A 13,988-nucleotide genomic window follows, 5' to 3' on the forward strand; every position below is an offset into this window, starting at 1 on the left:
TCTTTTCTCCCTGCAATGTTCTCTTGGAGAAAATTTAGCCCGTTATCACGAACAAATGCATCTCCCGTGGCCCGTGTGCTCCGTGTACAAGCTGGGCTTCGATATCAGCTGTTTTGGATGGGCCGGAAATAAAGTTGAATGAAACCGGAAGGGTCTCGCGACTTTCCAGCTTTGCGTAGAGCTCCGAGAGGTTTGCCACCAGTTGGTTCAGGGTCAGAACAGCGATGTGAACCGAGGGGACAAGGGATGTGGCTCGCGCTTTTCCCGGTCCGCCAAGCACGGCGATAGCTGCGCAGTCGACCGCGCACCAATCAGCACCAGTCACACCTATATAGGCACCCTCTGCCTGCTGGCGCAGTCGAGCTTTGCCTATGCTTTCATCTTCATTCTGGTTCAGGCTTGCGAGATCAACAGGAATGGCATCTTGTTGCAGCAGTGCATCAAGTCCGAGGCTTTCGAGTAGAGGAGTGTCATGCCTCGTTACCCGTTTCTTTCCTCCCCATTCCGTCTCTGTGGTGCGTACTCTTTCTGCGATACCGTTTCCTGCGTCTTGAGCTGTCGCGACTTCGTGAACATGGAGGTTGAGCGGGCCTGCATTTCCTTTCAAAATGGCAAGGAGGTCAAGCTGTTCATCCTTTTCCCTTTCTGCCGCAGCAAGCAGCGCGTCCAGTTCGCCTTTGGGGCGGGAAACAAAAAGGTCCGGGTTACCCGGAATTGTGTCTCGGCCAAGGGCGCGGCTCACCCGATTCAAGAAGGTCTGTTCGTTCTTATTCATCATTTCCCCCCTGGAGCCGTTTGGAGTGAATGGTTTTCCAGCGATCGGCAAAAGTCTTTTCGGGCATGGCTGGCAGATCGCGCGTGGCGGTCCATTTGCCAACCGGTCCGACCCCTTTGCTGAGGACGCCCCGGCGAATGAACGGGAGCTGGACATATCGTCCACTTTTGACCAAAAAATCGTACAACCTTCTGTCGGACATGGCCAAAGCCCATGCCTTGAAAGCCAGCGCTTCCATCGTACCAACCGGCTGGACATTCCATTGCGAGTCACCATAGGCAAGCATGTACCGTAACTCGGAAAGCATGCGGGGAAGGTCATTTTGCACCGGGCAGATGTCTTTGCATGCGCCACATAATGTTTCGCCCCGGCAGAGGTCGGCGTACTTGTTCACGCCATCAAAGAGCGGCATGACCACGGAACCGATGGGGCCAGGATATGGGCCGTTGTAAGCATGACCTCCAATCCGGCCATAGACGGGACAGATATTCAGGCACCCCCCACAGCGAATACAGGCCAAGGCCTCTCGAAATCGAGGATCAGCCAACATCTTCATCCGTCCGTTATCTATAATGACCAGATGGAACTCTTCCGGGCCATCTGCCTCTCCCGGTTGGCGGGGACCTCCTAGAAAGCTGACATACGTTGAGACTTTCTGGGCAGCGGCTCCACGGGTGAGCAGGCGCAGGAGCATGTCATGCTCTGCTAGGGTGGCGGTTACCCGTTCCATGCCCATGAGTGCAACATGCACCTTCGGCATACTGGTGGACATGCGTATATTACCCTCATTGGAAACCAATGAGATATGGCCTGTTTCGGCGCAGGCTATGTTGCATCCGCTCAGCCCCATGTCGGCGGAAAGCAGCTTTTCGCGCAAGGCTTTGCGGGCAGCTTTGGTCAAGGTCGGGGGATCTTCCGAGTATGGTATATTGAGCTTTTCCTGAAAAAGTTTTCCTATCTGCTGGCGGTTCATGTGAATGCAGGGTGCGATGATATGAGATGGTGCATCACCGGCCAATTGGATGATGAACTCACCGAGGTCCGTTTCTACCACTTCGATGCCGTTTCCCTCCAGCAGAGGGTCAACTCCTATTTCCGTGGAGGTCATGGACTTTCCCTTGACCACACGGCGCACATCATTTTCCCGGGCCACTTCCAGACAGTATTGACTGGCTTCTTCTGCGGTTTCGGCAAAATAGACATGCCCACCGTTGGCCCGTATTTTTTCGGCCAAGGTCGCCAGGATGGTGTCGAGATTATTCAGTGTGCGCATTCGAGCTTCCTTGGCTCTGCTGCGCAAAGTCGGGTCAATTTCTTTCCACGCTCCCTGTGTGCCTTTGCCTATGCGATCCTGAATCATCCTGATAGAAGCGTGCAGTTTGTCATCTGCAATGGCTTCTCCAGCCAGTTTGCTATATGTCTTATCGCTGTTCCGGTGCATGGTTATTCCCCTGTATTAGCCAGTATTTCAGCCAGATGCAAAGCCCGGACGGTTGAACCTATACGGCTTAATCTGCCGCTGATGTTCATAAGACAACTGACATCGCACCCGACAACTGCCTTGGCTCCGGTCTCAAGGATGGTCTTAACCTTGTCGTCAACCATGGCCGAAGATATTTCCGGGTACTTGACGCTGAAGGTGCCGCCGAAGCCGCAACATCGGTCGCTTTCGTCCATCTCTATCAAGGAAAGTCCGGGAATATTCTCCAGTAACTGTCGCGGTTGGCGGCGGATGCCGAGGCCACGGGAGAGATGGCATGAGTCATGGTAAGTAATGCTTCCATGAAAACGGCTTCCCAGTTCTTTGCCCGGATCAGTGACACCTAAGACATCCACAAGATATTCCGAAAATTCATAGGTCTTGGCTGCAATAGCCTGGGCGCGGCTGTGTTGCGTTGGTTCGTCACGGAAGAGGTCGAGATAGTGATGTCTGACCATATGAACGCATGAGCCGGATGGACAGACAATGGCTTCACTCTTTTCAAAAATGTCAAGGAAGCGAAGAGCCGTTTTTTTGGCTTCCTTGCGATAGCCGCTATTGAAGGCGGGCTGGCCACAACAGGTTTGGTCCGGAGGGTAGGTCATGGAAACGCCGAGGCGCTCCAGAACATGGACCATGGCATCGCCGACTTCGGGGTGCAGCGAGTCAACGAGGCATTGAATAAAAAGGGTAACGGAATGTTCTTTCATTATTCTGGATGATTAAGAGGTGAAATATGTGTTTGGGAGTCAGAATGGTGCACCCTTCGCCAGGAACTTGCAAGGTGTTTCGTGATGATATAAAAATACGGCGTGTTAGATGTACTTACAGGATTGTCAAACTTGCCATTGTTCATTTCAGGGGGCTTTCATGAAACGTTGTCTTTTTTTTGTCGCGGTACTGCTCGTTCTGGGCACTTTTCCCGCAGCCTACGCGGCAAAACCGGTCATTGCCATCAGTCAGTTTGTCGAACACCCGGCTTTGGATGCTGTGCTCAAGGGGTTCCAGGATGAGTTGAAGGACAACGGTATTGACGTAAATTACAAAATTTACAATGCGCAGGGCAATGTGGGGACAACCTACCAGATCGCCACACAGATAGTGGGTGAAAAGCCAGACATGATTGTTGCCATTGCCACGCCTTCTGCTCAGGCTTGTGTCAAGCAATACGAAAAATATCCTGATCTCAAAGGGATTCCAATGCTTTTTTCCGCTATCACCGATCCGTTGGCTGCGGGACTTGTCTCCAATTATGAGAAGCCGGGCGGAGATGTTTCCGGCGTTTCCAACCAGATGCCAATGGGGAAACATCTTGATATGATGCAGCGTTTCATGCCTGATCTTAAGAATGTCGGTGTCATTTACAATAGGGGTGAGATGAATTCCGTCTCCAGCATCAGGCGACTCAAGAAAGCTGCCAAGGAACGTGGAATGACGATTGTTGAAACAAGCGTGACCAACTCATCCGAAGTGCAGCAGGCAGCCATGAGCCTGATTGGGAATGTTGATGCGTTATTCATTCCCACGGATAATACAGTGGTTTCGGCCATGGAAGTGGTTGTCAAAGTCTGTCGTCGGACACAGACGCCGCTTTTTGTGGCAGATACCGATTCAGTGACACGAGGCGCTATCGCCGCCCTCGGGTTTGATTACTACCTGCACGGTCGTCAGACTGGAGCCATGGCAATCCGAATCCTCAATGGGGAAAGGGTTGGTGACATGCCAGTTGAATTTCAGGAAAAACTTGATTTTCACGTCTTCCCGGCCGCAGCCCAGAAAATGGGGGTGACTCTCTCCCAGACCTTGATCGACGCAGCAGATACAGTTCACTAAAAAAAATGACGAGGCTTCCTTGAGAACCCTGAACGTTTCTCAGGGGAGTTTATCCTAGGATATAAGCTGGGACTGGCATGCGCAGAAGAGCGAACGCCAGTCCCCTTTTTTTATGAAATATTTTTTCCCGGTCTAAAAGTCCTTTTTCATGGTACAGGGAGTATGACGAAGTTTTCCACATTCTGACTCCTTGAATTCCTTATTATATACTTTGCCTGCGCAACTCTCTGGATGTTTGCAGGGTATAGCCGAGAGCACACTTTGTCCCTTCAGTTTCTCAGTCAAAATCCGACAAAACTGACTGTCAGTTTTTGTGGCTGTTTTTTTACGTATCCCCTCTTGCCGCAGCCTTTTCTGAATGCCATATTGCCAAGCATTACTGTGAGGACGGGACACCGGGTGGTGTTTCCCGAAACGCACAGTTCCATGGGCGCAGTCCATGGTTGGTCGGCAGGGAGGCTTTGAAAGAGTCCTTCTGGTTTTGGCTCATTAAAAGAGCGGTGCGAGGAATTTTTAGTCCGGCGGTGCCTCTATGGTGTTCAACCCAATTTGCAGTTGACAATTTATCGAGACAGCAATATTGCGTTGATAACGATTTTCAATTTCATGAAATTGAAGCATGCTTAGGATAGAAATCTCACACTGTTTAATGAGTTGAATCAGGATTTTATACTCCTTAGATTCGACAAGAAGAGGATGAATGTCATGGTTTGGTATGATCGAGAATCCGAGAGTGAACAAAACGTGGCAACACTTCTTGAACGAATTGAGCAAAGAGTTAAACGCGAAGTCTGGTGGATGTCAGGCGTCGCTTCCTGCCTCGTCAGTGTCATGGTCGTGATTCATGTGGCACTCATTCATTACTCAGTGCCTTAAGTGGCGAAGGGGAAGCTTGTGAGATTGTCTGTTTTTCAATTTTTTGTCTTTTTTTTCAGCCTGATGGTTCCTGTTCAGACCTCTTTGGCTTCGGGGGGTGTGATCCATGTTCCCGAGTATGAGAATACGCTTGAAAAAGTGGTTCTTTCGTTACCAGCCAAGGTGTCTCAGCTCGTCTACCATGAGGATTTGTTGACCCGATTTCCTTCCTATACGGAATTTTTGATTTTGGTGGAGGGCACCAATCTGCCGATACTCCAAAAAAACCTTGAAGGGAAACCATATGCATCACGGGTCAAATTGATTCCGTATTATTCAAAAAACGTGGACGAAGGACGGTATTTTACCATGGTTGACAAGAATCCGACCCTTGCCGGTGTCTTCCGAGACCGCCTCTGGCCCCAGGGGACAGTCTGGGCGCGGGATTCTTTTGTCGCGTGTAAGGATCAGAATGGTGAGCCTGTGCTCATGGTCCCGACGTATTATCGAAATATTGTTTTCCCTTCAGTCAATGTCGGGGAAAAAAGCCATCTTCAGTTCGATAATGACTATCTCAAGTCACTGCGAGGCTTGGGAGTACACATGCAAAAGAGCGTTCCTCTTGTCTTTGACGGTGGAAACGTCTTTTTTGACAATCTCGGTGGGAAGTCGGTGGCTCTCGTGGGCAAGGATAGCGTGAGAGCCTCCGTTGCCCTGAGTCGGGCCATCAAATCCGGCATGGATGAGGCTGCGATTCTCGACTCATTCAAGACGTTTTTCAATGTGGATAATGTTGCCATTGTCGGCATCGAGCGACAGCCGCAACTTCTGTTTCATCTGGATCAGGCCATGGCTCCACTGCCGGGCGGTATTGCAGCGGTCGTCAAGACCGTGGGAACAATGCCCGAGAGTGATACTGAGAAGAAACAGGTTGAAGAGGTCCGTGAATTTCTCAGTCATCTGAGAATCCAGCTGCATCAGCTTGGTTACACGATTATCGACGTTGAGACCTCCATGGACGCTGTCCTGCATAGGCGGTTTCCGAATATGGTTGTCTATACCAATCGAGAGACGGGCAAGGTGAACCTTTTGCTCAGTACATACAGCGATGATTCAGAACTGGATGCACAGTTGAGGGAAAAGAATATTCATCAGCTGCAAGAGCGCGGGTATGTCGTTGATCACGTCAATACCGACGCCAACAGAAACAACGGAGGAGTCCATTGCCTATACAACACTTTATAACGGAGCGGAGTTGTATCGCACCATGACACAGGAAGTGTTCCGAAAGGAGAATCGAGTGCTGGACAGGGCAAAAACCGCTCTGGACGACCTTCACACATCCGGAGAATCTGTGAATCCCGCTTTTTCGTCCCTTATCAAGGGGTACGAGAAGCTTCTGCGACAGAGCCATCGATTAGTCACGATGGGGGATCGGATGCAGCAGAATCTGAGCGAGTTGAACCGGGAATTGGGGGTCAGCGAGGAGAAATACCGGGGCATTTTTGAAAATGTGACCGAAGGTATTTATCGGTGCGGCTCGGATGGAAGACTGATCGAGGTCAACCCGGCCATGGCCACCATGTTCGGCTTTAAGGATTCCGCCCAATTCTTGTCAGCGATTCCTACTCTTCAAGCTCTTTTTTGCAATGAAGAGGATTACGCTCGATACGAATCCCTGCTTGTGGTCGAGAGTGTGCGGCAGTTCGAAGTCAAGGTCTGTGGTCCCAAAGGGCTTTCCCTTTGGGCCGAGATCAGTGCCAGCGCCATGCATGAGGAAGGGAATGGGCGTCATGCGCATTTGCGAAGTGGAGTCGTGGGCGTCCTGGCGGATGTGACGGAGCGCAAGCACATGGTGGAAGAAATGTGCAGATTGGCGCGGACAGACAGCCTGACAGGATTATGGAATCGTCGCTATTTCATGGAAGTGGCCGGGCGGGAGATAGCTCGGGCGAGTCGAAACAAGACTCAAATGTCCTTGCTTATTCTCGATGCCGACTATTTCAAATGCGTCAATGACAATTATGGGCACGATATAGGGGACAAGGCTCTTGTTGTCATGAGTCGACTACTTCTTGATTCGGTTCGGGATGTGGATGCGGTGGGTCGGTATGGTGGTGAGGAGTTTGTCGTCCTTCTGCCGGATGCATCCCGCAAGGCAGCCTGTTATGTGGCCGAACGGATTCTGAAGAATATTCGCAGAACAAAGATTGAGCACGGCAAAGGAGCTTTCTCCATGACCGTCAGTATTGGACTGGCTTCGCTGGAAGAAGAGGAGACCTTGGATGGTCTGCTTAAATACGCTGATATAGCACTCTATGCCGCCAAGAAAAACGGACGGGATAGGGTTGAGATTTATAGCCGGTCGGAATGCCCATGCTCCGTCGATGAAGAAGGTTCGGAGGCTTCGGCCTGCGCAGGGAGGGAGCAATGAGCTTCATGATCGGTCTGGTGGATTCCCTGCTCAATTGGAGTGTCGAACGGAAAATGGTTGTCCTGCTTCTGCTTGGCATTGTCCTTTTCCCTTTGACGACACTGCTCATATTACAGTCTCAGGGGGCGCAACTTGCCACGAATTTTTTGGTGGGACTTTTGGCAGTGGCCATTATAACTTTAGTTCCTTTTGCCAAGATGATCAGTCACCTCGTTGCTCTGCGCAGTATCAAGGAGTTGAATGACCAGTGCAAATTGCTAAAGCGGGGAGACTATGCCCATGTCGACCTGCCTGCCGGGGATGATGAAGGGCATGATTTTCTGACTCTCAAGCGAAATATGCACTGGATGGGCTACACTATTGCCACCCGTGAGCAACGGTTGCAGTCGGCCATGAAAGATCTGGCCGTGGCCCAGCGTCAAATTGGTGAAAGCCTCGATTATGCCAGCTTGATTCAGACCTCGTTTTTACCGGATCGGGAAGCTTTTTCCGAATTGTTGCCGGAACATTTTCTCATCTGGAGTCAGCGGGACAAGGTCGGTGGAGATTCCTATTGGTTCAAGCAGTCCGGCGATGGTTTTTTTCTCGGTGTCATTGATTGTACCGGCCATGGTGTGCCGGGTGCGTTCATGACTCTGATTGTCCACTCCCTGCTGGAAGAGGCCATGGATGGCGACCCTGAGAGTCCCGCGATAATTCTCAGCCGCATGAATCAGCTTATCAAGGATGCCCTGAAACAGCACAAGAAGGGTGCCATGTCTGATGACGGTATGGACTGCACCTTGTGCCACCTTGATCCCAAGACAGGAAAACTCCTTTTCGCAGGAGCGAACAACCCGCTGTTTATCGTTGAAAAAGATGAGGTCAGATCAATCAAGGGTGACCGTTGTGGGCTTGGGTACATCCGGTCTCCTCGCGATTTCTCTTTCACTGATGTCGAGATGTCACTGGCCCCCGGAACCCGTGTGTATATGGCGACGGATGGTATCGTTGACCAGGTTGGGGGAGACAAAGGGTTTCCGTTTGGTAAGCGGAGATTCATGGATTTCATCAAACAAACCCGGCAGCTCCCCATGGAGCAGCAGGGAAGCGCATTAATGCGTTTATTTGCCGATTATCAGGGTGAGCAGACACGTCGGGACGATGTCACTGTGCTCGGGTTTGAATATAGATAGGGAGGTCTCATGGCAAACAGCTTGTTTAAATATTATGAAGAAATGGAGCGTGAAGGCGTTATCCTGTATTTTAACGGTCCTGTTTCTCAGGGGGTTGTCGAGGGTATAGCCCAACTCATGCGTAACAAGATGCGGGATGAAGAGGTGGGAGTCGGTTCGGTACAGCGGGTCTTTTCCATCCTCGTTGAGCAGATGCAGAATATTGTCCGCTATTCCACGGAACGGAATATCACCACAGAGGAATGCCAGGGAGAGATGGCCCATGGGCAGGTTGTTGTAGGGCGCGAGGAAGATGGTCGTTTTTTCGTGGCGTGCGGTAACAAGATTCGGTCTGCCGACAGCATCGTAATAACCGATCACATCAAGACCTTGCGTGACATGAGCAAGGAAGACCTCAAGACATACTACAAAGAACGGCGCAAGAGCATTTCCCATGCGACCTCCAAAGGAGCTGGGCTTGGTTTTGTGGAGATGGCGCGAAAGTCTGCCCGCCCCATGGATTTTGATATTATCCCTCTCGATTGCGAGACTTCGTTTTTTTCCATGAAAGTCGTGGCACAGTAGGAGGATCGTATGACCAGATTTAGTGTACAGGCGACAAGTTCGTCACCTCATATAGAATTTGATCCCGAAACCATGTCCTTTGAAATCAAAGGGGAATCCTACCCTGAGAATTGCTGGGCATTTTATGGTCCGATGTTTGATTGGCTGGAAACTTTTTTCAGCGGGATCAATGGCGACCGGGTGGAGATCAACATGGAGATTCTGTATTTCAACAGTTCATCATCCAAGACCTTCATGGACTTTTTCGACATGCTCGATGATCAGGCGGAACAGGGCAATAATATCGTGGTCAATTGGCGGTATCACGAAGAAAACGAGTCTGCCATGGAGTGCGGGGAAGAGTTTATGGAAGATGTTTCCTGCATTAAATTCAACCTTGTCGAATTCAACGACGAATCCGAATGCTGACGAGTCGCACCGGAAAGAGAAAAGAATGATTCCAAACCATATCAAACAATCACTGAAGACCCTTATCCCCCTCAGGCAGCCTGCGTTTCTCTGGGGAGCGCCCGGTGTAGGCAAAAGCCAGGTCGTTGCTCAGGTTGCCGATGAATTGGGCATGGCGTTGACAGATGTCAGGGCTGTTTTGCTGGACCCGGTGGATTTGCGCGGTTTGCCTTCCATCAATTCTGAAGGAGTCGCCCACTGGGCGCCACCGGCTTTCCTTCCTACCGGCGGGAAGGGCGTCCTGTTTCTGGATGAACTCAATGCTGCCCCGCCTCTGGTTCAGGCCGCTTGTTATCAGCTGGTTCTGGATCGCAAGATAGGGGAATACACCCTTCCCGATGGGTGGACAGTCATTGCAGCCGGGAATCGAGAAACGGATCGTGCGGTCACTCACCGAATGCCCTCTGCCCTGGCCAATCGATTCGTCCACCTTGATTTCTCCGTTGATGTCGAAGCATGGCTTCAATGGGCGGACCAGGCAGGCTTGTGCCAGGAAGTTTCAGCATTCATCCGGTTCAGGCCGAATCTGCTTCATAATTTTGATCCGAAGAAAAATGAAAAGGCGTTTCCTTCGCCACGGTCATGGGAATTCGCAGCTCGCATCGTGGCTTCGGTTCCGGACCCTGATGTCGAGCTGAGTTTGTTGAAAGGCACGGTTGGCCCCGGTGCTGCGGCTGAGTTTGCAGGATTTTCCAAGATGTTCAGACAGCTGCCCGACCCGGATGGTGTTATCAATCACCCGGAGACTGCGGATGTCCCTGACGAACCTGCGGTTTTGTATGCCCTGTGCGAAGCTCTTGCTCAAAAAGCGGATGAAGAGACCACGGAGAGCATCATGGCGTATGCTTCCCGGTTGCCCTCGGAATTTGGGGTGCTCCTGGTCCGTGACGCTGTGAAAACACATCGCGGCATGGTCGATTCTCCAGCCTTTTCACAGTGGGCCACTGCCAATTCCGATGTGCTTCTGTAGGTTGCGATGAACGAAGTTCGCAGGAAATTACTCAAGGCCCGAACCGGACTTTTGCTGGAGCATCCCTTTTTTGGTTCTCTATGCCTGCGCATGGAACCGAAGGAAGACAGGCAATGCGCCACGGCATGGACCGATGGGCGGACCCTTGGGTACAACCCGGACTATATCGCCGGGCTTGAGGATTCTCAGGTTCAGGGGTTGATGGCACATACAGTCATGCATCCGGCCTGTCAGCATCATACCCGGCGTAAGGGACGGGAAGCCAACTTGTGGAATATAGCCTGCGATCACGCCATCAATTGGCTTCTGCTTGATGCGGGTCTCACCCTGCCTCCCCGATATCTTGATAATCCCGTATATCATGGTCTTTCCTCTGATGAAATTTATGCTGAGCTGAAGGCCCATGGTGGAGAAGAGGATCGTCCTGCTCTTTCTGATGGGCAGGGGGAGAGTGACGGTGAAACTGATTGGGACGGTGTCGCAGCCGATGGAAGCGAGGGGGAAAACTTCGGCGAGAACTCAGAATCCGGCGCTGGTGAGGCCGGAGGTGATGGTCGGGTTGATGAAGGCTCTTCAGGCGAAGATGAAGCTGCGTCCGCCGGGGAACAGTCCGGCGACCCCGGTGGAAGTGGCGAAGTGCGTGATGCGCAGACGTCTCAGGAGGGCGGTTCCACAGCGGAATCCGGTAGTGATGAACAATGGGAACTGGCTTTGGCCCAAGCCGCTCAACAGGCTCGGGATATGGGCGATCTCCCAGGAAATCTGGAACGCCTCATTCAGGATGTGCTCAACCCGAAGATCGATTGGCAGGAGATTCTGGAGCGCTTCATTTTTGACAGGGCGCGAGATGATTATAGCTGGACGCCGCCTAATAAACGGTTTTTACACCTCGATGTTATTCTGCCGTCCCTGTCACAGAGACAACTGCCGGAAGTTGTCCTCGTTATCGACACATCCGGCAGTGTCAGTGAATCGGAGATGGATCAGTTTGCTGCTGAATTATCCGGAATTCTGGAAGCATATGACACCACCGTACGGGTGCTCTATTGCGATAGTCAGGTCGTAGGACATGATCTTTTTGATCGTAATGACCTGCCTTTGATTCTTTCTCCCCAAGGGGGAGGCGGCACTGACTACCGCCCTCCTTTTTTTTGGCTTGAGCAGGAGGGAATCGATCCCGCCTGTCTTGTTTACCTGACTGATCTGGAGTGCATCCACTTCCCTGAACAGGACCCCGAGTTTCCAGTGCTCTGGGCACGGATAGGGGGGAGCGGAACAGTGCCTCCCTTTGGTGAAATACTTGAAATATTATGAGGAGGAGCAATGAAAATCCAATGGTCCATCCAGAAAAAACGCGGGAATCACAGGCCTGTTCTTGAGTATCGAATCGAGTTGGAACAGTTCGAGATTGACCTCGCCGTTCCACAAGTTCTGTTAGACAAGGCTCTTTCCCGACCTCCGTCTTCGTGGCGGTCCTTTTGCTATCCGGGTGAGGATGAACGATCGGGAGTCGCTTTGGACTGGTATCCTCTCATGACCCCATCTCATAAAAATGCCGTGATTTCCGGTAAATTGACGTTGCCATGGCGTCCGGCCGGAAATGAATTCGTGGATATCAAAGTGGCCTTCGGACGACTCCGCAAGGATTTTGAGCTGGTTTTGGCCAAGGCCAACGAAAGTGCTCCGGTTGAGATTGTGGAACATCTGGAACTGACTGAAGATACAAGAAAACATATTGCGGCCGGAGTGGCCTCTGCACGTTTTCTTTCTGCAGTTGGATTTTAGACTTGATTTGAAATTGAAAATGAGTTTCATTACTGACATTATGAAGACAGCAGAACAAGTATTCATTGAGTTTCTCAAGGAAAATAATCTGAGCATGACCCCTCAAAGAAAGATTATCGTGGAGACCTTTTTGGAAACGGAAGGGCACTTCTCGGCAGAGAGGTTGTGTGGATTAGTCAAGGGAAAGGCATCTGAAATAGGGCAGGCCACCATCTACCGGACGCTGAAACTTCTCGTGGATTCAGGTCTGGCCGAGTCTATCGAAGTCGGAGACGGAAGTGCGCTTTATGAACATTCATACGGTCATGACCATCATGACCACCTGATATGTGTTCATTGCAACCGCAAGATAGAGATTTATGATGATGCGATAGAAAAACGTCAGGAGGAAGTTGCCAGTGAGTTGGGCTTCAAACTGACGAGGCATCGTATGTATCTGTTCGGAATCTGCCCCGAATGCGCTGGGCAGGAGTCATAGATCTCTACGACCACGCAAATGTAATATGAGTAACGCCCCATTGGTTTCGGACCGATGGGGCGTTTTTTGTTTCAAAAGCCGCCGTTTTATTTTGTTGTCGTTTTTTTGCGGTCTTGTTCCGTATCCACAGGCGGTGTGGTCTTGGGTTCCTTCCACGATGTGCTGAACATGGATTTGAAGCCTCGGTTCAAAAAGGCCTTGGGGCATCCCTTGCTGGAAATGGTTGTTCGAAATGTCATGTTACACTCCTTGTTTCATTTTTGGCGGCACATGGTGTTCCGAGGCGATCTCCCGCTCTGTCTCGGAGGGGGTGCACTGGTTGCAGATCCCGTGAATCTGTGTCTGAAAGCTAAACATGGTGAACCCTTGTTGTCTGGCTGTTTCCTGTTGGAGACAATCTATATACGGATTGGAGATGGGGTATCGTTTGCCGCAGCGTTCGCAAATCATTTGGCTGTGGTGATCTCCCATGGACTCGTAATGAGTGCTTCCATCTCCCCGCTGAATACACCGGGCAATACCAGAGTTGAGTAGGTGTTTGACTGTTCTGTAAACTGTGGATCGACTGATTCGAATATCGAGTTCCTGAACGGCTCGGAGAAGTTTGTCAGAAGAGAGTTTCTCCTCATTGCTCATGAAGACCTTGAAGATCAGCAACCGTTGTTGTGTCAACTTGAGGTTGTTGCTGGTCAGGTATTCCTTAAATGTTTTCAGTGCTTCCTGCATGGATTCTGATCTTTTTACGCTCTATTTGCGTTGCAATGTTCTTGTTGACCCGGAGTCTCATCCTGTTCGTCTTGTGCCGGCTCTCAGTGGGTTGAGTTGAGACTTTGATGCAACAGAAGTTTTTCGTTGACCCTTTGAATATCACAGCTTATCACTGATATCGAAATTCATTATCAATTGCAACGTCAAATTGGTTACAAGTGGAGAAGTCTATGTCTTTGCACAAAACCCTCAGTTCGGTGGGGTCCGGACAGACGGCCTTTGTTATCGCCATCGACGCCGATAACAAGGCAAAGATTCGACTCGAATCCATGGGAATCATTCCAGGAATCGAAGTTGATGTGCTCAACAACGCCAGTGGACCGCTGATCGTTTCAGTCGGAGAAGGGCGTATCATGGTTGAGCGCAGGGTAGCCAAAAGGGTTCTCGTGGCCTGATCGGTTGAGGTCAGTCTTTTTTCATAATG

The 13,988-nt window shown here is 50.8% G+C and carries 17 protein-coding genes; 12 read left to right on the plus strand and 5 right to left on the minus strand.

Annotation, left to right across the window (positions count from 1 at the left end; all coding sequences use genetic code 11):
* Positions 1-34 precede the first annotated feature (34 nt).
* The 3 genes from BN4_RS14685 to BN4_RS14695 are packed head-to-tail and all read right to left on the minus strand — an operon-like array spanning position 35 to position 2,965.
* Complete coding sequence (locus BN4_RS14685; protein WP_231856547.1) at positions 35-778, minus strand: LutC/YkgG family protein; 744 nt, start codon at positions 776-778, stop codon at positions 35-37.
* Positions 768-2,216, minus strand: a complete 1,449-nt coding sequence (locus tag BN4_RS14690) for a LutB/LldF family L-lactate oxidation iron-sulfur protein (RefSeq protein WP_015416195.1) — start codon at positions 2,214-2,216, stop codon at positions 768-770. Before BN4_RS14690 ends, BN4_RS14685 begins: the two co-directional genes overlap by 11 nt.
* A gap of 2 nt (positions 2,217-2,218) precedes the next feature.
* Positions 2,219-2,965 carry a (Fe-S)-binding protein gene (locus BN4_RS14695; RefSeq protein ID WP_015416196.1) on the minus strand — a complete coding sequence of 249 codons (747 nt, stop codon included), beginning with the start codon at positions 2,963-2,965 and terminating at the stop codon, positions 2,219-2,221.
* Between the two features lie 160 nt (positions 2,966-3,125).
* On the opposite strand from BN4_RS14695, the gene BN4_RS14700 reads away from it, so the two are divergent.
* The 11 genes from BN4_RS14700 to BN4_RS14750 all read left to right on the plus strand — a co-directional run bounded on the left by BN4_RS14700 (position 3,126) and on the right by BN4_RS14750 (position 12,796).
* Positions 3,126-4,088 carry an ABC transporter substrate-binding protein gene (locus tag BN4_RS14700; RefSeq protein WP_015416197.1) on the plus strand — a complete coding sequence of 321 codons (963 nt, stop codon included), beginning with the start codon at positions 3,126-3,128 and terminating at the stop codon, positions 4,086-4,088.
* 705 nt (positions 4,089-4,793) lie between these two features.
* The gene (locus tag BN4_RS14705; protein WP_015416198.1) at positions 4,794-4,964 is read left to right on the plus strand and encodes a hypothetical protein; all 171 of its coding nucleotides are present in this window, start codon (positions 4,794-4,796) and stop codon (positions 4,962-4,964) included.
* A gap of 18 nt (positions 4,965-4,982) precedes the next feature.
* On the plus strand, positions 4,983-6,188 hold the full coding sequence (locus BN4_RS14710) for a hypothetical protein (RefSeq protein ID WP_015416199.1): 1,206 nt from the start codon (positions 4,983-4,985) through the stop codon (positions 6,186-6,188).
* Positions 6,115-7,377 (plus strand): sensor domain-containing diguanylate cyclase, encoded by a 1,263-nt coding sequence (locus tag BN4_RS14715; protein WP_231856548.1) that lies wholly within the window; start codon positions 6,115-6,117, stop codon positions 7,375-7,377. Before BN4_RS14710 ends, BN4_RS14715 begins: the two co-directional genes overlap by 74 nt.
* Positions 7,374-8,552, plus strand: a complete 1,179-nt coding sequence (locus BN4_RS14720) for a PP2C family protein-serine/threonine phosphatase (protein ID WP_015416201.1) — start codon at positions 7,374-7,376, stop codon at positions 8,550-8,552. The genes BN4_RS14715 and BN4_RS14720 overlap by 4 nt, the downstream gene beginning before the upstream one ends.
* Positions 8,553-8,561: 9 nt before the next feature.
* Positions 8,562-9,116 carry a SiaB family protein kinase gene (locus BN4_RS14725; protein ID WP_015416202.1) on the plus strand — a complete coding sequence of 185 codons (555 nt, stop codon included), beginning with the start codon at positions 8,562-8,564 and terminating at the stop codon, positions 9,114-9,116.
* A 9-nt stretch (positions 9,117-9,125) separates the two neighbouring features.
* The gene (locus BN4_RS14730) at positions 9,126-9,524 is read left to right on the plus strand and encodes a DUF1987 domain-containing protein (protein WP_015416203.1); all 399 of its coding nucleotides are present in this window, start codon (positions 9,126-9,128) and stop codon (positions 9,522-9,524) included.
* 25 nt (positions 9,525-9,549) lie between these two features.
* Complete coding sequence (locus BN4_RS14735) at positions 9,550-10,533, plus strand: AAA family ATPase (protein ID WP_015416204.1); 984 nt, start codon at positions 9,550-9,552, stop codon at positions 10,531-10,533.
* Between the two features lie 6 nt (positions 10,534-10,539).
* Positions 10,540-11,847, plus strand: coding sequence for a DUF2201 family putative metallopeptidase (locus BN4_RS14740; protein ID WP_015416205.1), 1,308 nt, complete (start codon positions 10,540-10,542; stop codon positions 11,845-11,847).
* Positions 11,848-11,856: 9 nt separating this feature from the next.
* Entirely contained in the window at positions 11,857-12,318 is a 462-nt protein-coding gene (locus tag BN4_RS14745) for a hypothetical protein (protein WP_015416206.1), read from the plus strand.
* A 19-nt stretch (positions 12,319-12,337) separates the two neighbouring features.
* Positions 12,338-12,796, plus strand: a complete 459-nt coding sequence (locus BN4_RS14750) for a Fur family transcriptional regulator (RefSeq protein WP_015416207.1) — start codon at positions 12,338-12,340, stop codon at positions 12,794-12,796.
* A gap of 86 nt (positions 12,797-12,882) precedes the next feature.
* Here BN4_RS14750 and BN4_RS17835 read toward each other — a convergent pair whose 3' ends face one another.
* Together BN4_RS17835 and BN4_RS14755 are read right to left on the minus strand one after the other, a co-directional pair.
* Complete coding sequence (locus tag BN4_RS17835) at positions 12,883-13,035, minus strand: hypothetical protein (RefSeq protein WP_157871426.1); 153 nt, start codon at positions 13,033-13,035, stop codon at positions 12,883-12,885.
* Between the two features lies 1 nt (position 13,036).
* A complete protein-coding gene (locus BN4_RS14755; protein ID WP_015416208.1) occupies positions 13,037-13,522 on the minus strand; it encodes a Fur family transcriptional regulator in 486 nt (161 codons plus the stop codon).
* 212 nt (positions 13,523-13,734) lie between these two features.
* Between BN4_RS14755 and BN4_RS14760 the strand changes: the two genes are divergently transcribed.
* Positions 13,735-13,959, plus strand: a complete 225-nt coding sequence (locus tag BN4_RS14760; protein ID WP_015416209.1) for a FeoA family protein — start codon at positions 13,735-13,737, stop codon at positions 13,957-13,959.
* The last annotated feature ends 29 nt before the right edge of the window (positions 13,960-13,988 follow it).

The organism is Pseudodesulfovibrio piezophilus C1TLV30 (assembly GCF_000341895.1).
GTDB lineage: Bacteria > Desulfobacterota > Desulfovibrionia > Desulfovibrionales > Desulfovibrionaceae > Pseudodesulfovibrio > Pseudodesulfovibrio piezophilus.